The sequence below is a fragment of the Dyadobacter endophyticus genome, from assembly GCF_014641595.1.
GTDB classification, from domain to species: domain Bacteria; phylum Bacteroidota; class Bacteroidia; order Cytophagales; family Spirosomataceae; genus Dyadobacter; species Dyadobacter endophyticus.
The window spans coordinates 1212360-1235585 of the sequence record NZ_BMIA01000002.1; the positions used below are offsets into that span (position 1 = coordinate 1212360).

Annotated in this window: 15 protein-coding genes; all 15 read right to left on the minus strand. The window is 50.7% G+C overall.

What is annotated here, in order from left to right; all coding sequences use genetic code 11:
• Positions 1-24: 24 nt before the first annotated feature.
• On the minus strand, positions 25-3492 hold the full coding sequence (locus IEY24_RS17190; RefSeq protein ID WP_188934263.1) for a SusC/RagA family TonB-linked outer membrane protein: 3468 nt from the start codon (positions 3490-3492) through the stop codon (positions 25-27).
• 20 nt (positions 3493-3512) lie between these two features.
• Positions 3513-4526 (minus strand): FecR family protein, encoded by a 1014-nt coding sequence (locus tag IEY24_RS17195; RefSeq protein WP_188934265.1) that lies wholly within the window; start codon positions 4524-4526, stop codon positions 3513-3515.
• A gap of 97 nt (positions 4527-4623) precedes the next feature.
• Positions 4624-5289, minus strand: a complete 666-nt coding sequence (locus IEY24_RS17200) for an RNA polymerase sigma-70 factor (RefSeq protein WP_188934267.1) — start codon at positions 5287-5289, stop codon at positions 4624-4626.
• Between the two features lie 175 nt (positions 5290-5464).
• The gene (locus IEY24_RS17205) at positions 5465-7177 is read right to left on the minus strand and encodes a GMC oxidoreductase (RefSeq protein WP_188934269.1); all 1713 of its coding nucleotides are present in this window, start codon (positions 7175-7177) and stop codon (positions 5465-5467) included.
• Positions 7178-7283: 106 nt separating this feature from the next.
• Positions 7284-7805, minus strand: a complete 522-nt coding sequence (locus IEY24_RS17210) for a gluconate 2-dehydrogenase subunit 3 family protein (protein WP_229222488.1) — start codon at positions 7803-7805, stop codon at positions 7284-7286.
• Between the two features lie 105 nt (positions 7806-7910).
• On the minus strand, positions 7911-9152 hold the full coding sequence (locus IEY24_RS17215) for an MFS transporter (RefSeq protein WP_229222490.1): 1242 nt from the start codon (positions 9150-9152) through the stop codon (positions 7911-7913).
• 143 nt (positions 9153-9295) lie between these two features.
• On the minus strand, positions 9296-9769 hold the full coding sequence (locus tag IEY24_RS17220; protein WP_188934273.1) for a lipocalin family protein: 474 nt from the start codon (positions 9767-9769) through the stop codon (positions 9296-9298).
• A gap of 122 nt (positions 9770-9891) precedes the next feature.
• Positions 9892-11535 (minus strand): FAD-dependent oxidoreductase, encoded by a 1644-nt coding sequence (locus tag IEY24_RS17225; protein WP_188934275.1) that lies wholly within the window; start codon positions 11533-11535, stop codon positions 9892-9894.
• A 62-nt stretch (positions 11536-11597) separates the two neighbouring features.
• Positions 11598-13631 (minus strand): FAD-dependent oxidoreductase, encoded by a 2034-nt coding sequence (locus tag IEY24_RS17230; protein ID WP_188934277.1) that lies wholly within the window; start codon positions 13629-13631, stop codon positions 11598-11600.
• 24 nt (positions 13632-13655) lie between these two features.
• Positions 13656-15092 (minus strand): RagB/SusD family nutrient uptake outer membrane protein, encoded by a 1437-nt coding sequence (locus tag IEY24_RS17235; RefSeq protein ID WP_188934279.1) that lies wholly within the window; start codon positions 15090-15092, stop codon positions 13656-13658.
• A 36-nt stretch (positions 15093-15128) separates the two neighbouring features.
• Positions 15129-18464 carry a TonB-dependent receptor gene (locus tag IEY24_RS17240; protein ID WP_308420605.1) on the minus strand — a complete coding sequence of 1112 codons (3336 nt, stop codon included), beginning with the start codon at positions 18462-18464 and terminating at the stop codon, positions 15129-15131.
• A gap of 186 nt (positions 18465-18650) precedes the next feature.
• Positions 18651-19775 (minus strand): FecR family protein, encoded by a 1125-nt coding sequence (locus tag IEY24_RS17245; RefSeq protein ID WP_188934280.1) that lies wholly within the window; start codon positions 19773-19775, stop codon positions 18651-18653.
• A gap of 116 nt (positions 19776-19891) precedes the next feature.
• Positions 19892-20491 (minus strand): RNA polymerase sigma factor, encoded by a 600-nt coding sequence (locus tag IEY24_RS17250; RefSeq protein WP_188934282.1) that lies wholly within the window; start codon positions 20489-20491, stop codon positions 19892-19894.
• A gap of 103 nt (positions 20492-20594) precedes the next feature.
• Entirely contained in the window at positions 20595-21608 is a 1014-nt protein-coding gene (locus IEY24_RS17255) for a T9SS type A sorting domain-containing protein (protein WP_188934284.1), read from the minus strand.
• Positions 21609-21679: 71 nt separating this feature from the next.
• A complete protein-coding gene (locus IEY24_RS17260) occupies positions 21680-23224 on the minus strand; it encodes a sulfatase family protein (protein WP_188934286.1) in 1545 nt (514 codons plus the stop codon).
• Positions 23225-23226: the final 2 nt, after the last annotated feature.

The following is a 23226-nucleotide window of genomic DNA, read 5'->3' on the forward strand; positions in this document are numbered from 1 at the left end:
TACTTTCGGTAAGAGTCAATATTGTTATAAACCGATGTTCAGGCCGAGCATGAATACTCTTGGCTTCGGATAGTCATACAAACCAAATCCCTGGTCGAAAGGCGATCCGGAGTTCGAAACCTCAGGGTCATAACCTTTGTATTTGGTTGTTACAAAGAAGTTCTGAACGGATGCATAAGCCCTCAAACGTTCCAGTTTCATTTTCGATGCGATGTGCGACGGGAACACATAAGCCAGCAACAGGTTGCGCCCGCGGATAAACGATGCGTCAGTTACCTTGTGGCTGTCGTTGTTGGTCGTGTAGTAAGCATTGATCGGGCGGATCTGCGCGATTGTTGTGTTCTGGTTGGTTTCTGTCCAGGCATTCAACACGGTTTTATAGCTGTTCGCAATACCCTGGCGATCCTCAGCCGAGTGGATACTTCTGTCGAGCACATCGTTGCCGTACATGTATTGCAAATCAACCGTCAATGACCATTGTTTGAAGTTGAATGTGTTGAGGAATGTACCGAAGCCATCAGGAATACCTTTACCAATGATTGTACGGTCGTTATCGTTGATCGTGCCGTCGTTGTTCAGGTCTTTGTACTTCACGTCACCAGGCAGCATATTGTATTTTTTCGCCTGCTCAGCCTCAGCTGTTGACCAGATACCTTCGTGTACCCGTCCGAACATCGAACCCACCGGCTCGCCTACGCGGATTACCGTAGCCCCGGAGAAGATATCGCTACCACCCGACAGCGCCAGTACCTTGTTTTTGTTTACCGAAATGTTGAATGTAGTGCTCCAAGAGAAATCACCCGCTTTGATATTGGTAGAGTTGACCGCAAACTCGAAGCCTTTGTTTTCCATGCTGCCAATATTGGTAAAGATGCTTGCATAGCCGCTGCTCAAAGGAAGCGGTGCATCCAGCAACATCTCGTTCACTTTCCTGCGATACAGGTCCAATTCGAAGCTGATGCGGTTCTGGAACAAGCCCAGCTCTATACCCAAATCCACCTGTTGTGTTTTCTCCCATTGCAGGTTGGAGTTGGACATCCGGCCTACACCGATACCGATGTTACGGGTTCCTCCGAAGATGACATCAGAGCTTGCCAAACCTGCAAGCGCGCGGTAGGCGGGAATTTCCGAGTTACCGGTAGCACCGTAGCTCGCACGGATTTTCAGGTTGGAAATCGAATTTGAATTTTTCAGGAATTCTTCTTCGTTCACACGCCATGCCAACGCCGCGGAAGGAAAGAACGCGTACCGGTTGGCATCCCCGAATTTCGACGAGCCATCAAGACGGCCTGTGAATGTAACCAGGTACTTGTTCATCAGGCTGTAATTGATCCTCGCGAAGTAGGAGTTCAGACCGTAAGCCGTTGCGGCCGAGCTGGGCGCGAGCGCCGTTGCTCCCGCGCCGAGGTTGTTATATTGGAAATAAGTGTCCGTAAAAACCTGGCTGCGGGCTACGTTATCGAAACGATCCACGTGCTGCCACGACAACCCGAGCATCGCGTTAATCGAATGGATCTTGCCAAAGTCTTTGAAGTAGGTGAGGTAATTCTCAAACTGCCATGAATTGTACCGGCTACTGCTCACCGACGCGTCGCCATTGCTGGAAATGTATTGAAGTCCGGCTGCTGCGAAGTAATCATTACGTTGGTTGATCACGTTCGCGCCTACGGTAGAACGTAATTCCAGCCCGTCGGCAAGGCGGATGTTGGCATACATATTACCCAACATGGTTTGTGTTTTCAGGAAATAGAGGCGTTCGGCCACCACGCGGAGCGGACTGTCGCCACCTTCCATTCCTGGGTAATCGCGGTTACTGGCCCATTTGCCGTCGGGATATTTTACCGGGATGATCGGCAATGCTTCCAGCACCTGGCGCATAGCTGTAATACCCCCGCCGCCAAGTTGATCAATTTGCTTCTCGTTCTGGTCGGTGTAGCCCAGCGTACCGCCCACTTTCAGCCAGCTTTTGATTTGTGAATCAAATACAAAACGGCCCGCGAAACGTTTCTGCCACGAATCCTTGATAATACCGTCCTCATTACGATAGTTCAGGAATGCTCCGAAGCTGCCCTTTTCGTTACCCCCTGTGAAACCAAGCTGATGGTTTTGGGTAAATGCCTTTTGGAAAGTCTCTTTCTGCCAATCGGTGTCGTACAATGGGTTGCCGTTCGAGTCAAAAAGCAACGGGTTAGTCCGTTTCAGCTTGGGATCGGTGTATTTGGTTCCGGTTGCCCAACCTACGGGGTCATATTTGGCCGCATTGGCGTAAATGGTTTCCTCCACCTGCAAAAACTCTTTCGAATTCAATACAGGCAGTTTTTTGGGGGCTATACCAATACTGAAATCCGTGTCATAGGTAACTTTTCCGCCCCCGGCTGTGCCGCGTTTGGTCGTAACAAGGATAACCCCGTTGGCACCACGCGCACCGTAGATCGCCGTGGAAGACGCATCTTTCAGGACTTCGATGGATGCAATGTCGTTCGGGTTCAGATAATCGATTGGCGTACTACCGTTTGCCAGTTCTACGGCATTCAGGATTACCCCATCGATCACGTAAAGGGGATTGTTGGAAACACTGATAGAGCTGGCTCCTCGAATGCGGATATTGGCACGACCACCCGGACGGCCCGAGTTCGACGACACGTTCACCCCGGTAATGCGCCCGGAAAGTCCCTGGTTCAGCGAAGAAGCCGGGCGTTCCTGCAATACATCGGCCTTGATCGTACCGACTGCGCCTGTAAGGTCAGATTTTTTAACCGTACCATAGCCCACTACCACCACCTCTTCCAGTGCATTTTCATCCGGCCCCAGATTTACCGTCAGCGCCGATTGGTTTCCCACCGCCACCTCCTGCGATTTGTAGCCTACAAAACTAAAAACCAGTACGGGCTGACCGCCATCCGGAATTTCCAGACTGAAATCACCGGCCGCGCCGGTGGAAGTTCCGCGTTGGGTACCTTTCAGGACCACGCTCACGCCCGGGAGTGAAGCTCCTTTTTCGTCCGAAACAGTCCCTTTGATCGTCCTGTCAACGGCCGCCTGGGTTACCAGTGCCGGTGCGGTCAGGTTTTCCTGGATCATCTGCCCCTCCGGCAGCGCCATCGCCTCGTCCTTGCTTTCCCTCACCGGCGTCGCTTCCTTTGATTTGCTTTCCGTAATGACGAATGTGTTTTTTCTTGTCTTTTTATATTTCAGACCGTTCTGCCGCAACAGCACATCGAGGTTTTTCTCGATCGGCTGGTTAAAATCCAGGTTGCTGGAAGCGACATTCACCGAGCCTACCAGGCGGTCTTCGAAAATGATTTCTACCCCATAGTGTCTCTGAAGATCCAGCAAAACATTCTTGAGCTTCATTTCCTGACCTAGCGAAGTATGCTGCTTGGCCGGCATCGACGCAAATGCAATGACCTGTGAATGCACGATCCGCGAGGATTGCGTCATCAACACAATCCCGATCGCCACCCATTGCTTGGCTGATAGCGTTAGATTCATAATCAAATGGTTTGGAATAATTAATTGTTCGTTAAAAGGATGCTAGCGCCGTTTTGCTCGACCCTGAGGTCAAGCACTTCCGAAATCGTCTTCAAAAGTTCTTCCGCGTTTTTGGTCTTAAAATTGCCCGTAATTGATCGCTGGGCGATACTGGAATCAGAAAGATTTACCTTCTGGCCGAAATTCTCCTCGATCATCGCGATTATTTCTTTGACAGGTGTCGCGTTGAACACATAACGTTGCTCAGTCCATGGAGCGAAAGTTTTGATATCCTGCTTTCTTTCCAGCTGTACCGCGCCCTCGTGATCGAGAAAAGCAAGGTCGCCCGGCTCCATCATGACCTCGCGACGCTGGTTGTTCTGCGAATAGTCGATCCGCACGCTGCCGGATTTCAACGCTACTTTGGTGCCCCTCGGCCGCGCAAAGACGGAGAATGTAGTACCCAGCACTTCCACCTGGAATTTTTTCGATGTTTTGACCACAAATCGCTTGTGATCAATGGTATGGCTTACCGAAAACTCCGCCTCACCTTCCAGTGCCACTTCGCGCACATCGCCCCAGAAACCGAGCCTGGGTACTTTCAGCTTGGAATTGGAATTCAATGCTACGCGGCTTCCGTCTTCGAGGTACACGTCAGTAGTTTGGCCGTAGGCTGTCTGGTACGACTTGTATTGTATCGGCTCACGAAACCACCATCCGCAGCTCACCAGCAATGTTACCGATGCTGCCACCATCCAAAACCGGTTGCTCCGTTGCCAAAGCCAGGAAGGAGCACGCTCTTCCTCCCCTTCCTCCTTCCTCCAATCTCCCTCATATTCCATCGCCGAGTTCAGCCGGAGAAGCAGATTTTCAAGCGCAGCGTCCTGATCGGGAATGAACTGCGGTGATTTGGTTTCATATTCCAGCAGCCACCGATGGAACGTTTCGGCATTCTCCTTCTGCACGATCCATTCCTCCACCAGCTGCCTTTCGAGCGGATTCGAGCGCCCGCTCAGGTACTCGAAAAGCGTATATTTCGATATAGTTTTTTCCATTTTCGTTCGGTTTACACGTTGACAACACCCGTTGCAGCGGGTCTTCCGGCGGGGTTTTCAGGCCAGGCCTTCCAGGCCGGGCTTCCCAGACGGGGTATTAGAGGATATTCAAAATGGCAAGGCAGAGCGAGATCATCCATTCGCCATGCAAAGCGGAACGGAGATGCTTCAAGGCCTTGGAGATATGTACTTCGACGGTTTTGGGCGATATATGAAGCTCGTCGGCTATTTCATGGTATTTTTTGTTCTCGAAACGGCTTAGTAGAAACACCTTCTGGCACTGCATAGGGAGCCGCGCGATCACCTCGTTTACTTTCAGGAAAAGGTTATTGTAATGAATTTCCGCGTCAGGCTGCTGATGATACGTAGAAATCGAATGCTCCTCGTTCATTTCGAGGCTGTCCATCTTACCGAACTCTCTGCGCATATACGTATAGCATTCGTTTCGTACTGAGCGGAATAGATAACTCGTGTAGGATGTCGTGATGTTCTCGTAAGCTTTCGTGCGGTAAAATTGGAAGAACACTTCGCTCACCAAGTCTTCAGCGATCTGTTTGGAATAGACAAAACGCACTGCGTGGCTGCAAAGCGGGTTATAATACCGCTTGAACAGCAGTTCCAGTCCCTTCCCCGGATTCTGCTCGAAAGCCGATTTGAGGAATGTTGCAGAATCTATTTCACTCACGGGGGCCTTGCCTTCGTGTGCAGGGGACACAAACGGCCCAGGGCGCTTCGTTTCCGGGTTAAGCAAAGGATCGTGCATTGAGTATCTGTTCGTATGTAATAATTAAAAGACTTTTTTGTATTTAAAATCCCTTACCCTTGATTTAAAAAAACTAAAACTTTTTTTAATTATATCCTAAACTAAATATCCAGGGACGAAAAAAAGCCGCTACCCCGTGGGATAGCGGCCATTAGCTTCAAAAGGCAATAAATGGTTACAAATTCTTCGCTTTGCTTTGCTTCACAGCGTAATCCACCGCACGGGCAGAAAGGGCCATGTAGGTAAGCGACGGATTCTGGGTAGACGTCGAGGTCATACAGGCGCCGTCGGTCACGAATACGTTCTTGCAATGGTGCAACTGGTTCCATTTGTTGAGCAGCGACGTCTTAGGGTCCTTGCCCATGCGCGCACCGCCCATTTCGTGGATGTCATTGCCCGGATTGCGGTGGTTATCGTGCGTTCTGACATTGGCAAAGCCCGCTTTGGTAAACATCTCGCTCACCTGCTCCATATAATCCTTGATCATCTTCTCGTCGTTATCGTCGTAATCGACGGAGATTCTCATTTTAGGCATTCCAAACGGATCCTTTTCGGTTTTATCGAGCGCCACGTAATTGCTTTCTTTCGGGATCGTCTCGCCCATCATGTGCGAACCTACGCTCCAATTACCATATTTGGTTTCGTGCAAACCGGCTTTGAGCGATTCGCCGAGGCCGTTGCGGTCATTGTAAGTATTGCGGTTCGCACCGAAACCGGCCGCATAACCACGCAAAAAGTCGGTTTCCTGCTTGTACACATTGCGGAAACGAGGAATGTAACCGCTATTGGGACGTTTTCCATCGGTCGTCGAATCGAGGAAGCCCTCGTATTCGCCCGAAACCGTTGCGCGGTAGTTGTGGAATGCCACGTACTTGCCCAGCAGGCCGCTATCATTGCCCAATCCGTTCGGGAAGCGGCTGGATACCGAGTTCAGCAATACCAGGTTCGAGTTCAGTGCAGCTGCATTCAGGAAGATAATGTCGGCGTAAAATTCGATCATCTGCTTCGTATTCGCGTCGATCACGCGCACGCCGGAGGCTTTTTGCTTCTTGTCGTCGTAAATGATCGAATGCACTACCGAATGCGGACGGAGCGTCATATTGCCTGTTTTCATCGCCCAGGGAATGGTGGACGCATTGCTGCTGAAATATCCTCCGAACGGACACCCGCGCTCGCACATCACACGGTGCTGGCATTTGGCACGGCCCTGATCGAGGTGGATCTGCTGCGGCTCGGTAATATGGGCTGCGCGACCGATGATAATGTGGCGGTCTTTATATTGTTTCGAAACCTGCTCTTTGAAATACTTCTCCACACAGTTCAAATCGTGCGGGGGCAGGAACTCACCATCGGGCAATGCGTCGATACCGTCCTTGTTGCCAGTGATACCCGCAAACTTCTCCACGTGACTATACCAGGGCGCCAGGTCGTCGTACCCGATCGGCCATTCCACGGCGAATTGATCACGTGCCGGGCCTTCAAAATCGTATTTGCTCCAACGCTGCGTCTGCCGCGCCCATAGCAGCGACTTTCCGCCCACCTGGTAACCTCTCAGCCAGTCGAAAGGCTTCTCCTGAATGTAGGGATGCTCGTTATCCTTCGCAAAAAAGTGCATCGACGATTCCTTGAAGTTGTAGCAACGTGCCGCAATAGGATTAGCATCGGCGATTTCCTTGGTAAGCCGCTCACGGTGCTCAAACTCCCACGGCATCATGTTCGTCGTAGGGTAGTCCTTGATATGCTGTACATCGCGCCCGCGTTCCAGCACGAGGGTTTTCAGGCCTTTTTCGGTCAGCTCCTTCGCCGACCAGCCGCCGCTAATCCCCGAGCCGATCACAATGGCATCGTAGGTACGGGCTTTTTTACTATCAATATTAAAATTTGCCATAGTCTATTTTGTGGGAGGAAAGGGAGGAAACGGAGGATGGAGGAAGGGGAAGAAAGGGGGAAAAACTTCCCTCTCCTCCCTTTCTTCCTTCCTCCCCTTCCTCCATCTAACCTTTTTTAACAGGTACACACCCATGGTAACGGGCGGGGATCATTTCGTAATGGGTAATGTTGGTCATCACGTATTCGGACGTCATGTAGCCCTGGATTGTAAGGTTTTTGACCATGCTGAAAAAGCCCTTCTGTACCGCGTCGCTGCCTTTCTCGATTTCCGACAGGATTTGCAGACGCTGCTCCTTGCTCGCATCCGTAAACGACTTGCCGAAACGCTGAATGCTCTGCTCGTCGATATTTGAAACGCCGCTTGCGAGGCTTGCCTGCGCTTTGGCGTCGTAGCAATCCTTCACCATTTTCTGAACAAAATCACCTACCCCCAATTCCCCCGCGCCCGGAGTGTCGGTTTTGGGGATAATGGTTTCGACGATCATCGTAAGATTTTTGGATTGGTCCGCCGAGAGCAACCTTCCTTTCGCCACTGCACTCTTGTTCCAACCGGATGCCCAGGAAGGCAAACCCGCCATGGCGCCCATGGCTACGGCCATGCTTTTTAGCGCTACGCGTCTCTCCATCTTCATTTATGTTTAAAACGTTGTTACTGTAATTTTGTCAAGGATTGTTATTTATTGAAATTTATGAGAAAGTTCTCCTCTCTCTGACTATTCTTGACCAACCCGTCACTCTTCCAGAAAGTCGAGATCGCGGCCGTGCGTTTCGGGGATCGTCAGGATGCAGAAAATACCGATCGCAAAACAGATCACCCCTACCAGTGCACCAGCCTGAATAACGGTGAAAGAACCTTTAAAAATAGCAAATAATGTAGTCATTCCCACTACCGTTCCCCTTACCATGTTGGGAACGGTGGTAGCAGCCGTGGCGCGCAGGTTGGTACCGAATTGTTCCGCGCCGATGGTCACGAACATGGCCCAGTAACCGATCCCGAAGCCCAGCAACGTGGCAACGGTGTAGAAAAGCGAGACCGATTTGATGCCCGCAAAGAGGTATACCAGGCTGCATATCAATGTAAATAGCATGAGGTAGAAGACCGCCTTCTTGCGCGATTCGAGCCAGTGACTGATGAAACCGCTGCAAAGGTCGCCTACCGAAAGGCCAACGTAGCACCACATAATGGAAAGCCCTGGTTTGATGGGCTCGTTGATTCCCAATGCTTTTCCGAATTCATTGCTGAATGTGGCGAGAATACCGATCACAAACCACGTCGGGAGCCCGATACCAATGCATTTGAGATACCTGCTAAGCCTGTCTTTGTTATTGAACAACGCAAAAAAGTTGCCTTTCTCGACATGCTTTTGGTCTTTGATATCCTTGAAAATACCCGACTCAAAAACACCGATCCGAAGCAAAAGCAACGAAATCCCCAGCCCGCCGCCGATGAAATAGGCATAGCGCCAATCGAAAAACTCTACCGTAAAATAGGCCACAACAGCACCCAGTAAACCAATACCCGCGACCAGCGAAGTACCAATGGCGCGCAGATGTTTGGGAAGTATCTCCGACACCAGCGTAATACCCGCGCCCAGCTCACCGGCCAGACCGATACCCGCAACGAAGCGAAGCAGTTTATAAACCGTAACGTCCTGCACAAAACCGCAGGCGATATTGGCAAGCGAATACGTGATAATAGAGCCAAAAAGTACGGAAAGACGCCCCTTTTTGTCCCCCAGCACACCCCAGAGTATCCCGCCGATGAGCAGCCCGGTCATTTGCCAGTTCAGAATACTAGCGCCGGTAACGGAAATATCTGCCTCGGAAAGGCCCAATGCTGCCAGACTCGGCAGGCGGACGATCCCGAAAAGGAGCAAATCATAAATATCTACAAAGTAACCAAGGGCAGCGACAATTACGGGAGCACTGAAAAGGTAGGAAGCGTCTGAGCGCGTTGCTGTGACGGTTGACATTTGTTTTTGTATGGGTTTCATCGGAATAACTTGCAATATTATGCAAATAGCCGGACATAAGCCCGGCTATTCGTTGGTAAATTAATAAAATTTAAAGAGAAAGTTTTGTTTGAATCATACTGACTTTCTCTTGCTTCCATTGTCTAACTCTTCTTGAATACGATGGTAATTTTGTATTTGACGCCGTCTTCTTCCTCCGTGCTCGACCATTTCATTTCGTTCGCACCGGTTTCAAGGTCGAACTCAGTAACATCAGAGCCTTCGGTGAGCACTATTTTCTTGTCTTTAACCGCCCATTTCGAAGCGTCGTCGACAACATCGGCCTGGTCCAGAATGTCGTCGCAGCCGATGGGCACTTTGGCGCCCACTGTGCCATTGCTTTTGAAAGTAAGCTCGGTTTCCGACAAACATTTCTTCCCGGTAAGCGCCTCGAAGTATGCAAGCACGTCGGTAATGCCGTTTTGTGCCGGATCGACGTTCATCGCCTTAATTTTCCAGGTGCCTTCCACGGCATTGCCGGAGGGCGTTTCGGGAGTCGGGTCGTCGGAATCTTTGCTACACGCCAGCATCGCTGCCGCGAACACAAATAGCATCAGGTAATTTGCCAGATTTTTCATGGATGGAGTTTTCATGGTTGCCTATTTTTTTGATTAATAAGCACGAAATTAAACTGCCATTTTTCCAGCCGGGCATATTACCGAGTGACCGGTAGGTCGACTGAGTGACCGGTTGCCCCGTCTCAGAGTTCCAGCTTTTGCTTGTCTTTCAGCAACTGCTCTTTCAGTTTACCATAATCCACATCCTGCACCGCCACCTTGCCGTCGATCGCCTGTACCGCAGCGGTTGCCGCGCTCTGCCCGAGGATCATGAACACCGGCTCCATCCGGATAGAACCATAGGCAATATGCGACGCCGAAACGCACACGGGCACCAGCAAGTTTTCACATTCGGCCTTTTTGGGGATAATAGAGCCATATGAAATACCATAAGGTGTTTTTGGATGCACGCCAATGTCTCCCTCATTCTGCACGAAACCGTCTTCCTTCACGTAGCGCTGCGCATTGTGCGCGTCGAGCGAGTAGGAACCCATTCCAACCGATTGTTCAACAGCTTTTTTGCCTAATGTTTCATTTTCGGTCATCACGCTCTTGCCCAGCATACGGCGGGCTTCCCGGACGTATATCTGGTGCGGCCAACCGCCATTATCTTTGAATTCGTCCTTGGGCAAACCCCATTCCCCTACCTTGGCGCGGACGTCAGCAGGTACTGCGGCGTCGTTAGCAAGGAAATACATCAGCCCTTTTTGGTACAACTCGTGTTCCTTAATGATCTGCTTACGGCGCTCATAAGTAGCATCGGGATAGTCGTAGTTCTGGCCGATGAAGTCGGTGCTGAACGGACCATGGTTGTTGGTGTCCGTTTTACGGTTGGGAATGGGGTCGTATTTGTCGAAAGTTTCGGTCCAGCCGGCCTTGTACACCCGTGCGAGCAGCGCGTATTTACCCGGGTCGTAACCAGCCGGTTTCGCGAAAGGAATGCGGTTGTCGGGGTGCGACGACAGGCACATACGGAAGCAATAGGCCTGGATTTTGTGATCTCCCTCCCCATTTTTGCCGATTTTCTCCGCTGTCACATAAGGCAGCAAGCCGCTTTTGGGATCGCCTTCCACTTTATAAGGACTGATATTCTTCGCGAAATAATGTCTGTGCTGGAATACACCCGCCTGAATGCCGTTCCATTCTTCATTGTAAACACTATTGGCCTCGCGGCCTACGTGGTATTTCACACCGGCAGCGGCCATCAAATCGCCTTCGTAAGTGGCGTCGATGAACATTTTGCCTTTGAAAGTCTTGCCGCTTAAAGTTTTAAAAGAGGTAATGCGGCCGTTGCTCTTCTGCACACCGCTTTTGCCGCGGTCGAGCCATTCGCCGCGGTAGATTTTGATATTGTTTTCTTTCACAAAATCCTCAAAAACCTGCTCGGCCACGTGCGGCTCGAAGATCCACATCGTGCGCTCGGCGCCGTCCATAGCCACGGTGCCCTGACCTTTGTTACCGTATTCTTCTTTTTTCTGCCAATGCCAGCCTTCGGGTTTATCGTAATGCAGGTAAACGCGGTGGTAAAACTCGCGCGCAAGGCCACCGATCACCGATTTGTTGCCGGTATCGGTAAAGCCCAGCCCACCGGAGGAAAGCCCTCCCAAATGCTTGTCGGGTGAGACAACGAGCACTGTTTTGCCGGATTTAACGACCTGCACCGCGGCCGTGACCGCCGCACAAGTGCCGCCGTATACAATCACGTCCGCTTCGTACGACTGCGCTAATGCAGCCCGCGTCGTGACCTGTGAAATGAGGAATGCAATCAGTAAGAGTAATTTTTTCATTAAATGTCTGATTTGGAATTTGAAATGGGTTGACGGCTGACCATGGCCGCCCGACTACCGAATTATTTTGATTCTGGCACAAATAGTACGGCGTCGGCGGCAACGGCTCCCGAGGCTCCTTCCGATGAGATATTCACGGAAGATGTATTGCCTTTGGGCAAGTTGAACTTGCCTACATGGTACCATTCGCCGGAAGTTTGGCCTTCTACCACAATGTCTTTTTCAAGCACTGAAATCGCTTTGACTTCGCTTCCGGCTTTCACAGAGAGCTTAATTTCCGAAGCTGGTTTGGCTACTTTCGGGAAGTAAGCGTATATCTGATAATTCCCCGCAGCAGCTATTTCAGGTGTAAAAGTCACCGAGCCGCCTTTCTTATCGCTTTCAGAAGTAGCCAGAAACGATGGGCCATAACCTCCTTTTTTGACCGGCTCCCAGCTTCCTTTGACGGAAACGTGCTTGCTATCTTCATTATCTACGAGAATTTCAGGCGTTCTGCCGTTCACGAGCGGATCGGTTTTCAGTTTCGCCTGCAATTTGGCAACGTCGATCTGCTGCACGCTCTTCTTCGAATCGATCGCCATCACGGCCGCAATCGCCGACGACTGGGCGAGCACCATGAACACTGGCTCCATGCGGATTGAGCCATAGGCGATGTGCGTGGCAGAAAGGCAAACGGGTACCAGCAGGTTGGTACATTCCTTCTCCTTAGGCACCAGCGAACGGTACGCGATCGGGTAAGGTCCGGAGGCGCTTACCTCCACATTCCCCTCATTTTTGGCCATTCCATTCACAACAATGCGCTGAATATTGTGCGAATCCATTTGGTAAGCCGCCATACCCACACCATCCGTTACCACTTCCTTCAAGTCGCAGTGGGCCTGGGTCATCACGTAGCTTCCGACCATTCTCCTGGCCTCGCGTATATAAAGTTGTGGCGACCAGTTGCCGGTTTCCACGTACTCATCTTTGGGATACCCCCATTTCAGCATTGCCTCTCGAAGCTCCGCAGGTACGCGCGCGTCGTGCCCGAAGAAATAAAGCAACCCTTTGGTGTACGCTTCATGCGCTTTGACGATCTCCCCGCGCTTTTTGTAATCGGCATCGGGGTAATCATGGTTCATGCCGATCATGTCCGTAGAGAAGCCGTTGCGGTTGTTGATATCCGTTTTGCTGTTCGGCATCTTACTCCATATAAAGTAGTCGTTCAGCGTTTTGCGTTGTGGCTGTTTGGCAATAAGCCGGGCAAGGAGTTCATAGCGAACGGGATCATAGTCCGCCGGCTGGGTAATAGGCACCATATTGGCCGGGTCCGACGTGAGGCAAATGCGATAGTTATAGGCCTGCACCTTCTTGTCGCCCGTGCCGTTCGGTTCCAGTTTGGATGGTGAAACACCCCACAACAGGCCGCTTTCTGGTTTTCCCTCAGTTTTGTAGGGATCGATACCATCGGGAAGCTGGTGGCCGTGCATTAGCTGCACGCCATTGATCGTCTCGTTGTACGCGCTATTCGCTTCACGGCCCACCATATAGGAAACGCCCGCTTTCGCCATCAGGTCACCTTCGTAGGTGCAGTCGAGGAAAACCTTCGCTGAAACGGTCTGATTGGTTTTAGTATCAGGTTTAATACTGTTTTCCAAAACGATGGATTTGATCTCCGCTCCCGATTTACTGGCACTGATCACCCTGCTTTGGTAAACCACTTTGATACCCGCTTCATCCAGGTATTGCTGCAAATACTGCTTCGCCACACGCGGCTCGAATGTCCATTGCTCGAATTTGCCATAATGCTTGCCAATGCGACGGTAGAAGTCACGGGAAAGGCCGGTAATGGCATATTTGTTACCAATATCCGTGTAGCCGAGGCCGCCGGAGGTCATGCCGCCCAAATGCCCGCCCGGCTCGATGAGCATCACTGTTTTACCCATTTTCTTCGCCGTATATGCCGCGATTACGCCGGCAGAGGTGGCGCCATAAATGCATATATCCACCTGCGTGGCCGCCGCTTCTGTTCTCGGGGAACCGCTTTGGAAGCGGAACCCAGAAAATAGGAATGCAGCGAAACAGGCCAAATGCGTTATTGCTATCCTTTTTCTCATTGTTTTTAAATGATTATGAAATGCTTAGTAACCTGGATTCTGGTCTTTGGCAGTAATTGCCTTGTTATACAAAATCTCGGAATTCGGGATCGGCCATAGCATGTGCTTTTCGGCTACCACGATATTCTTTACTTCCAGAATGCGCTGTTTGGCTATCCCAAGGCGTTTCAGGTCGTTCCAACGCTTGCCTTCGTACATGGTTTCATAGCCCCGCTCCTGCACCACCTTGTCGATAAAGGTTTGCAATGTGAAATCAGCGAGTTTGAAATCGACCGTTGATACAGCATCCGCTGGCTTGCCGTAGGCGCGGCGGTGTACTTTGTTCAAGCTTTCAAGGGCTTCCGCCGTGGGTTTCCCGTTCGCGCGGGCGTCGGCTTCGGCGTGGAAAAGGAGCAAGTCGGCATAGCGGTACCACGGGTAGTCGTTACCCGCGCCGCCGGTTGCCAACGGATCGCGGTATTTGCGGAACAACATAGAAGTAGTACCAAGGCCAATATCCACATTGTAAAGGATATGGTTTTTACGCAAATCCTTGAAATCCCAGTTTTTGATCACAGGATTGGAAACCGAATCGGTATACTGGGCGTACACACCGCCCGGGCCGTAGTAATTGTACTGACCGATTTTGCGGTGGGCATAACTCACCAGCCCGAAACCCTGCTGACGCGAGTATTTGAAATAGAAAATCTCCTCGCTCGTATTCACGACCTCCGGACCGTAGATCTTCTGAAAATCCTCGGAAGTGGAGACCGCCACCAGCGAATACTTTTTGGAATCAATCACTTCCTTCGCCTTCGCGCTCGATGGCTGCCATTGTGCGAGGTACATATAAACTTCCGAAAGCAGCGTTTTAGCGGCCCATTTGGTAGGGCGGCCTATTTCCGACGGGTTATCCGGCAGCCCGCTTTCAGCCACCAATGCATCCGCAACGATCAGTTTGTACACATCATCGACGCTCGACCTTGGAATGTCGGGCTCGGTCATATTCTCTTCCGTGCGCAACGGCACGCCCGCCCAGTTGCGCACGAGCGCGAAGTAAATGAGCGCACGCATATATTTGGCTTCCGCCACAAATGAAGCCTTTTCCGCATCCGTCATGCCCGTTCCTTTCGGCACATTGGCGATGACCAGATTCGCATTCCGGATCGACTGGTAGAAGTTGTCCCAGATCGTCGCGACGCGGTTGATGTTCGTATTATCCAGCCCCTGATACAAGCTCACAGGCGTCTGGGTACCTCTCGAATTACCATAATCGGCCAACCCTTCCAGCTGGGCAGGATAGTTGGTCGACAATGCAGGGTCCGTTCGCATCGGGCCGTAGATGGCGTTAACCGCAGCCTTGGCTTCCGCGGCGGTATTATAAAAATTCTCGGAGGCAAGCGACTTTGGTTTTTCTTCGAGAATATCCGAGCAAGCCATGCAAACCGCCGCCAAAAACAAACTGGTGAATATCTTTTTCATAATGATGATTTCTTTAACCGGTGATTAAACTGACCCTTAAAACCCAATTCTGAGCCCTACCGTGGTGGTTTTGGCAACAGGGTAAACGTAGTGGTCTACGCCCTGCACAATCGAATTGCCGCCTCCGTAAGAGTTGACCTCCGGATCGTACCACGAGTATTTGGTCAATGTGATCAGGTTCTGACCGCTCACATACAGTTGCCCGTATTTCATCCATTTGATATGCAGCTTGGCTACCGGCAGATTGTAGCTCAGCTGAATGTTTTTGAAGCGGAGATACGAGCCATCCTCCACAAAACGGTTCGACATTTGCGCCTGTGAGGAGGTTTTGATGATCGGGTATTTGGCGTTGGTGTTCTGCGGCGTCCAGTGGTTGAGGTACACTTCGCGTGGCATATTGAGCGCCTGCCCGTAGTCGTAACCTTGTCCCTGGGCACTGAGGTTAAAGATGTCGTTCCCCTGCGATCCCTGGACGAAGAATGTCAGTTCAAAGTTTTTGAATGACATATTCGAGTTGAAACCGTAGGTAAACTTGGGGTTCGGGTTACCGATGATCCGCTTGTCTCCGGCGTCGCGGCTGCCGCTGTTATTGTAATCTTCGTAGGCGATGAAACCCTTTTCGTCATACCCTTTTTCCACATAACCATAGAACGACCCGAGCGGGTAACCTTCACGAAGGATATTCACATTATCGTTCACAGCCGCACCGATTGTCTGCCCAAGGATGTCATTTCCGCCATAGAGCTTCATAACTTTGTTTCTGTTAATGGACAAATTGGTCGACACATTCCACTTAAATGCGCCTTCCAGCACAGTCGCATTCACACCGAATTCGAAACCCTTGTTTTGAATTTTTCCGATATTCTGAATGGTAAATGTGTATCCGAGCGATGACGGCAGCGCCACGTTATTCAGCAAGTCGCGGGTGTTTTTGATATAATAATCGGCCGTGACATTGACGCGGTTATTCCAAAGCCCGAGGTCGATACCGAAGTCAGTCTGGGCCGTGGTCTCCCATTTCAAAGATCCCGCGAGCCGGGTTCCGGGCGCATAGGAAGTCATGAATGCATCGCCAAACACGACCTGCCCCGAAGCAAGCTGGTTCAATGTAAAGTAGGGCTGAATGGACGTGTTACCCGTTTCTCCATATCCAACCCGGAGTTTCAAATCAGAGATAAAAGGAATGTTTTTGATAAATTCTTCCTCAGACATACGCCATGCAAGCGCTCCCGACGGAAAAAAGCCCCATTTCTGCCCGGCGCTGTACCGCGACGACCCGTCCGCACGAAAGCTGGCCGTTGCCAATATTTTGCTGTTAAAAGTGTAGTTAACACGCGCCAAGTAGGAAAGCAATGACCATTTCAAGTAGGAAGTGCTTGGTACTGTTTGCGTGGCAGCTGCACCGATATCGTAAGTTTCCTGATTATCGCTTATAAAACCGCTGCCGGAGGCATTCAGCGAATTGGAAGTATAATCCTGGTAAGTAAAACCTGCCACGGCCGAAACGCTGTGCTTGCCAAAGTCTTTGAGATAGCTCACGGTATTTTCACTCAAAAGACTTGTCACGCGTTGCGTGCCCACCGCTGCGGTGCCTTTCGAGTTTACAAACTTGGTGGTCGTGTAAGTATCGGTACGGTCATCGGTGCTTTCGATACCGGCCATTGTTTTGATCACCAGACCTTTAACCGGCTCAAATGTAATGGCGCCGTTGGTCAGCACTTTGTTGGACCGGATTACGTCCGAATACTGATAGAGATAATTCAAAGGGTTGGTAATCACATTAGAGCCCCAGGCATAAGCCTCGGCCAGTTTCGAATAGCTACCATCGGGAAGCGTGGAAGTGATGGTAGGGTAGCCGGAGAGCATAGCCGACATGAGCGTTCCGCCGCGGTTTCCTCTTTCGGAATTCTTACGGTCGGAATCGATGCGGCTTAGCAGGGAGCTGAGGTCGAATTTGAACTTCTTGCCGATGTCCGAGCTGAGGTTTATGCGCAATGCATTGCGCACATAGTCACTGCCGATCACGATCCCGTCTTGGCTGAAATTACTGGCTGCTACCGAGAAACGGGTCTTTTCGTTACCGCCGCTCACCGTCAGCGCATGGTTTTGAACGGGTGCTTTTTGGAACACCAAATCCTGCCAATCCGTACCTTTCCCGAACCCTGCGATCTGGTCGGGCGTGAAATGCGGTGCCAGTCCGTCGTTGGCCGCCTGCTCATTGTAAAAGTTGGCATATTCGGTTGCATTCATCAAATCCAGCTTTTTACGGATGGTTTGCACGCCGTAATAACCGTCATAGTCTACGCTCACGCGACCAGCCTTGCCTTTTTTAGTAGAAATGAGCACCACGCCATTAGCCCCGCGCGAACCGTAAATAGCAGTTGCCGAAGCATCTTTTAAAACTTCAATCGATTCAATATCAGCATTATTCAGCAATGTCGGATTACCTGAATAGGGAAAACCGTCCACTACATACAAAGGCTCATTGCTACCCTGGATGGAGTTCGTGCCCCGCACACGCACGCTGATAGAACTGCCCGGAGCGCCCGTATTCTGCGACACATACACACCCGCCGCGCGCCCCGCGAGCGATTGCACGAGGTTGGTAGCCGGGTAGGCATTTAGTTCCGATGATTTGATGGAAGCAACAGAGCCGGTAAGGTCGCTTTTCTTGATCTGGCCATAACCGATCACGACAATTTCCTGCAATGATTTGTCTTCCAGAACCATACTGATCGTCAGTTCCGTCTGGCTTCCGAGTACTATTTCCTGCGATTTATAACCTACAAAACTGAAAACCAGTACCGAATTAGGCGCGCTCGTTTCGGGAAGTTCGAGCTGAAAATTCCCCTCGGGGTTGGTGGTCGTTCCAGTTTGTGTTCCTTTCAGGACAATACTCACCCCGGGTAGCCCCGTATTCGAATCGCCATCGAGCACTTTGCCTGAAACCGCCCGTTTAGGTGCATTAGCCGGTAATGGCTGCGCGGCCGGCGCATCGGGCGAGGTAGTTTCTATTCTTCTGAGGATGATGATCTTGCCCGATACTTCGTAATCGAGCCCTAGCGGCGTCAGAATATGGTCGAGCGCCTCGTAAAGGGGTTTATCTTTGAGGGAAACAGTCACTTTCCGGGCCGATTTGATCAGTTTGGAACTGAAAACAAACCGTACGTCCACCTGCTTTTCCACCTGGCTGAGTACCTTCTTCACTTCACTGCCGTTCGCTGTCACCGACACTTTCTGGCTTAGAAGGGATTGCGCACTACCTTCACGTGCATAACCCGCGACGATAAACACCAAGGCAAGCATGAGTTGAGTAGCTGTCATTCGCATGGTCCACAGTAATACCCTACGGTACTTTAAAGGTTTTTTCATAGATTTGATTGTTTTGTAGAATGAGAAATTTGGCAAAACGCTCCCTGCCTCCTTCGGGAGGAAAATGGCGACCAACCTGTCAGGGAATTTTCGGAGCCGGTGATGCGGGAACATTGCCGGCTCTTCTTTTGGGATAAACTTTCTGTTTCTTCTGTTCTGTTTTAAAGGGTTACGTGATTGTTCTTGTTAATTCCGGCATCCTTTGCTGTGGATGATCACCTGGCCGTCGACGATCTCGTAACTGGATTCTACGGCCTTGCAAATAATGTTGAGCTTGTCGTGCAGTGTCTGGTTGTCGAGGTGTGCCGTGAGCGGGCAATCTTTCAATAATGCCTCGTCATAAATAATATCGATCCCATAGGCCCTGGCGATGGTATTGAAAACGTCGCTGGCAGGTGTATCTTCAAATTCAAACTGGGGTATTTCGGCTTTGGAAACTACCATTTCAGGTTTTTCGACCAACGTTTTCACCATTTTGACCTCGTTGCGGGCGTAGATGATCTTCTGGTTCGGGGTAAGCACTACTCCCTGCAACTGCTTGTCGGCCACTTTCTCTTTCAAATGCGGGTCCGACTGAGCAAATACGGCAACTTTTCCGGTTTTCACCTCTACGGTCACTTCCCGGGAATCGCCATAAGCTTTAATGCGAAAACTGGTACCCAAAACTTTCGTAACCAATCCATTGGCATAAACAAGAAACGGGTGGTCAGTATCTTTGGCGATGTCGAAAAACGCTTCTCCTTCCAAAAAAACTTCCCGCCGCTCTCCGTCGAACTGTTCGGGGTAGCGAATGCGGCCTTTCGGCGCGAGGCTGATCTTACTGCCGTCCGCTAATGCAATCTCAATAGTTTGGGAACTCGAATTGATTTTTTCCGTTAATGCGTCGCTATGCTCGATCATGCCGTTCTGCTGCCCGAGCTGCGGTTTTTCATCCGGCCTGATCGTCACAGAATACACCGCCCAGCCCAACAACACGATCAATGCCACAGAAGCCGCAAACTGCATCCAGGGAATGGAAAATGCCGGTATCAACCGACGCGAAGTCCGGGCGGACTCGTCACCGGCTTCGGTAATGCGGCCAAGCGTCTGTTTCACGACCTGATTAATTTCCGCATCGCCGATCTCAGGCTCGTGCAGACGCAGGGAAAGCACAATGGCCTTGGCTTGCTCCACTTTTTCGAGCATTTCGGGATTGGCGTCAATCCAGTCGTCCCAAAGCGCATCGGTTTCAGGGGTGGGCGACAATGTCCATTGGCGAAAGAAATCATCCCAGACAAAGTCTTCAACAGAAAAATCGTTGTAGCGGTCCATACCAGTTCATTGTGTCTAAATGTGTATAGACAAGGTCGGGCGCCAGATACCAACAATTTTTAAATTATTTCTTCAAAAAAGAATAAAAACAGATAAGGCAGCTGTTGATCCGCGGATTAGAATAGAAAATGCAGTAGAAAAAATATAAGAAATTCCGCTTTCCAATGTGCTTTCAGATGCCGGATTGCAATTTGGAGCAGGTTAGAAACCGTCTGCGGCGACACGGCCATCACCTCGGCGATCTGGTCCCGGCTGAGCTCCTGGAAAAATTTGAGGTATACCACTTCCTTTTGCCGCCGGGGCAATGCGTTCAGCAATTTCTGCAATTGGAGCGTTCGGGTGTTAGTCGCTTCGTTGCGGATGTAGTCGTCTTCCACCGAAAATTCGATCTCGAAATAATCGTCCTCGTCCTGCAATGCCTCCCCGCCCACCCAGGTGCGCGACGATACCTGCCGATGCATCAGCCGCCGGAGCGACGCCATCAGATAGGGCTTCACAGCCGCGTCGGGACTAAGGTTATCTCTCTTTTCCCACAATATCATAAAGAGGTCCTGAATACTGTCCTTTACGAGTTCGCGGTCTTTGGAAAACTTGCTTCCGTAGCGGAAAAGCAGGCGAAAATTATCGGACATCAGCTTTTCGAACGCGCGCACCTCCCCCGCCAGGAAATCCTGCCAGAGCACGCGATCTTCCGGAAAAGAGGACTTTGAATTCATAACTTGTTGAAAGGGACGACTAAATAAGTCAAACTTAACCGCAAACTCAATTTATTTTACAAGATTAGTTTAATTGAATCAGGTTATCGTCCTATCGCAACTACTACTCGATCATCACTTTAAGTGCCTGGTTTTTACCATTCTGACTTTGAAATTGCAAAATGTAAATACCGGAGGCGGGTGGGCTCAGCAGTTTCAGGCTTAATTTATCCGGGCCTTCGGTTACCGTTTTTAAAGGTAGCACCTTCCCATTTACGCCGATCAGACGAATTGAGGCCGCATTTACCCCTTTGGCCGAAAGTGTGATATGATCTCTCCTAGCCGGATTGGGAGCGATGAATGTATGATGCGCAATCGGTTCCGGTTTCCCGTTATCAATCGATATTCCATCGATACGAACCTTGCCCACTCCATTTCGGAAGCGTATTTCGAAATTCGAAAGTTTGGTTTCGGAATAGGGCGATGTGCCGGGATAGGCTTTCGTGTTTCGCGAGATGGGTTCGTCGTTTACCCAAAGATCGTAGGTGCCCGGCTGCGCGGTTTCTTCGGCGGAAGCGGCATTGACATGATATACGAAAGGTTTTCCCGAGTTATTCAGGGCCCAGGTGAGTGTAACCTGCTTTTTCTCCGGATAAGTTTTGCTAACCTGCCGCGTTTCGAGATCCTTGATATTGAAGCCATCTTCCAGAAAGTTCACCGAGCATTTGGCAAACATCAGCCCATTGCCGGGAAATGAATTGTTGACAGGATTGAAATCTTCACCGACGTAAAAATACAACGCATTCAATGCCGGAGCCTGAATGCCCTCAACACTGAATGTGATCCGAACGATCAGCGTTTCGGGGTTGGGACTGAATGGCGTGGCTCGCATAGCACGTATAATCCCCCCCGTTGCCGAATCCAGCCGGCTGCGGGTGAGCTCCATGTAGCCTTTGTGGAATTTGTGGTAGGACAGCGCCGGAGCGGTAAGAATGACGTGGCTGAACTGACCGGTATCAGGCTGTGGGTTGATCAGGCCCGTAGTTTGGTCGAAATCCTGATGGAAGTAGATGGTTTGGGCGCTGCCGGCTATTGATGCCAGCAGCGCGAATACGGAGGTAAAGTATTTTTTTAGCATAAACCGGTTAGGAGTTTATGCATTTAGACGTTGAAGGTTTGAAATGGTAACAGGTTGTAGAAGTAAATTTTTCAATGGCTCCTTCCAGCCTCCCGAACTTTTTCAAGCTCCGCGGCCATAGCCTTCACTTTCGCGGGATACTTGTCGGCCACATTGTTTTTCTCCCCAATATCCTTACTCAAATCATACAACTGAGGTTTCGGATTAGCCCCCGTCTCGATATTCGTAAGCTCGGCAACCGCCTTACCTTCACGCGGCTCGATGTACTTCCAATTTCCCTGGGTAATCGAAAGTGCCCCACCCTGCTTGATCAACCAGCTACGTCCCGTCTGGCTTTTGCCCAACATGGCATCCATTACGTTAAAGCTATCGACAGCCTCCTCGCTTTCCGTTTTCTGCTGAAAAAAATGCGCGAACGAAGCCATCATATCGATCTGGCAGATCAACGCATCCGAAACCGTACCCGGCTTGATCGCCTGTGGCCAGCGCGCGAGCCAGGGCACGCGGGTACCACCCTCGAATGCGCTGTACTTGCCTCCACGCAGCGGGCCAGCCGCGCTGTGGCCTTTCGCCAGTTCTACGGCACGGTCGGCATAGCCATCGTCCAGTACCGGACCATTGTCGCTTGAAAAGATGATCAGCGTGTTATCTGCGATTTTAAGTTCGTCGAGTTTCTTCAAAATCTCGCCTACAGTCCAGTCCATTTGCAGGATCACATCACCTCGCAGTCCCATTTTGCTTTTGCCTTTAAATTGCGTGCTCGGCATTCGTGGAACGTGAATGTCGTTGAGCGAAAAATAGAGAAAAAACGGGCTTTTGCGGTTGTCTTCAATGAATTGTTCGGCCTTGCTTAGGAATACGTGTGCGACTTCTTCGTCGGTCCAGCGGGCCTGCTTACCGCCCGTCATCCAGCCGATCCGACCGATACCGTTCACAATAGTATTATTATGTCCATGATTTGGCGAAGCGGGCAATTTCAACAATTCAGGATTTTCGAGACCTGTCGGCTCACTGCCGATCTTTTTGGAATAATCAACCTCAATAGGGTCGGTCGGATCGAGGTCCTGCACGTCGTGGTTTTCAACAAAAACCGTCGGAACGCGGTCCGAGGTTGCGGGAAAGAAGAACGCATAATCAAAGCCCACTTCATTCGGGCCTTTGGTAATGGGCTTATTCCAATTGATTTGCCTGTTGGTTTCGCCCAGGCCAAGATGCCACTTGCCGACCGAGGCGGTTTTATAGCCTGCATTCTGAAAGATCGTCGGTAATGTCAGCTGGTTGGTCGGGATGATCAGCGAAGCATCGCCGGGAAGCACGCCCGTACCCTTTTGCCGCCAGGGATATTTGCCCGTCATGAGCGCGAAGCGCGAGGGCGTACACGTGGCCGAGCTCGCATGCGCGTTCGTGAAGCGGATGCCTTCCTTCGCAATGCGGTCAAGGTTAGGCGTACTGATTTTGGTAGCGCCATATGCACTGAGGTCGCCGTAACCGACATCGTCGGCGTAGATAAAAATGACATTGGGTTTGGATTGCTTTTTCTGCGCCTTTACCGCAAGCGGCAAAAGCATGACCGCCGCCAGTAGCCACGACGTCATCCGGGAATGTGTTAATTTCATAA

Excerpts from the sequence above, each read along its gene's own strand:
- IEY24_RS17190 (WP_188934263.1), bottom strand. The coding sequence starts at position 3,492 with ATGAATCTAACGCTATCAGCCAAGCAATGGGTGGCGATCGGGATTGTG.
- IEY24_RS17195 (WP_188934265.1), bottom strand. The coding sequence starts at position 4,526 with ATGGAAAAAACTATATCGAAATATACGCTTTTCGAGTACCTGAGCGGG.
- IEY24_RS17200 (WP_188934267.1), bottom strand. The coding sequence starts at position 5,289 with ATGCACGATCCTTTGCTTAACCCGGAAACGAAGCGCCCTGGGCCGTTT.
- IEY24_RS17205 (WP_188934269.1), bottom strand. The coding sequence starts at position 7,177 with ATGGCAAATTTTAATATTGATAGTAAAAAAGCCCGTACCTACGATGCC.
- IEY24_RS17210 (WP_229222488.1), bottom strand. The coding sequence starts at position 7,805 with ATGGAGAGACGCGTAGCGCTAAAAAGCATGGCCGTAGCCATGGGCGCC.
- IEY24_RS17215 (WP_229222490.1), bottom strand. The coding sequence starts at position 9,152 with ATGTCAACCGTCACAGCAACGCGCTCAGACGCTTCCTACCTTTTCAGT.
- IEY24_RS17220 (WP_188934273.1), bottom strand. The coding sequence starts at position 9,769 with ATGAAAAATCTGGCAAATTACCTGATGCTATTTGTGTTCGCGGCAGCG.
- IEY24_RS17225 (WP_188934275.1), bottom strand. The coding sequence starts at position 11,535 with ATGAAAAAATTACTCTTACTGATTGCATTCCTCATTTCACAGGTCACG.
- IEY24_RS17230 (WP_188934277.1), bottom strand. The coding sequence starts at position 13,631 with ATGAGAAAAAGGATAGCAATAACGCATTTGGCCTGTTTCGCTGCATTC.
- IEY24_RS17235 (WP_188934279.1), bottom strand. The coding sequence starts at position 15,092 with ATGAAAAAGATATTCACCAGTTTGTTTTTGGCGGCGGTTTGCATGGCT.
- IEY24_RS17240 (WP_308420605.1), bottom strand. The coding sequence starts at position 18,464 with ATGAAAAAACCTTTAAAGTACCGTAGGGTATTACTGTGGACCATGCGA.
- IEY24_RS17245 (WP_188934280.1), bottom strand. The coding sequence starts at position 19,775 with ATGGACCGCTACAACGATTTTTCTGTTGAAGACTTTGTCTGGGATGAT.
- IEY24_RS17250 (WP_188934282.1), bottom strand. The coding sequence starts at position 20,491 with ATGAATTCAAAGTCCTCTTTTCCGGAAGATCGCGTGCTCTGGCAGGAT.
- IEY24_RS17255 (WP_188934284.1), bottom strand. The coding sequence starts at position 21,608 with ATGCTAAAAAAATACTTTACCTCCGTATTCGCGCTGCTGGCATCAATA.
- IEY24_RS17260 (WP_188934286.1), bottom strand. The coding sequence starts at position 23,224 with ATGAAATTAACACATTCCCGGATGACGTCGTGGCTACTGGCGGCGGTC.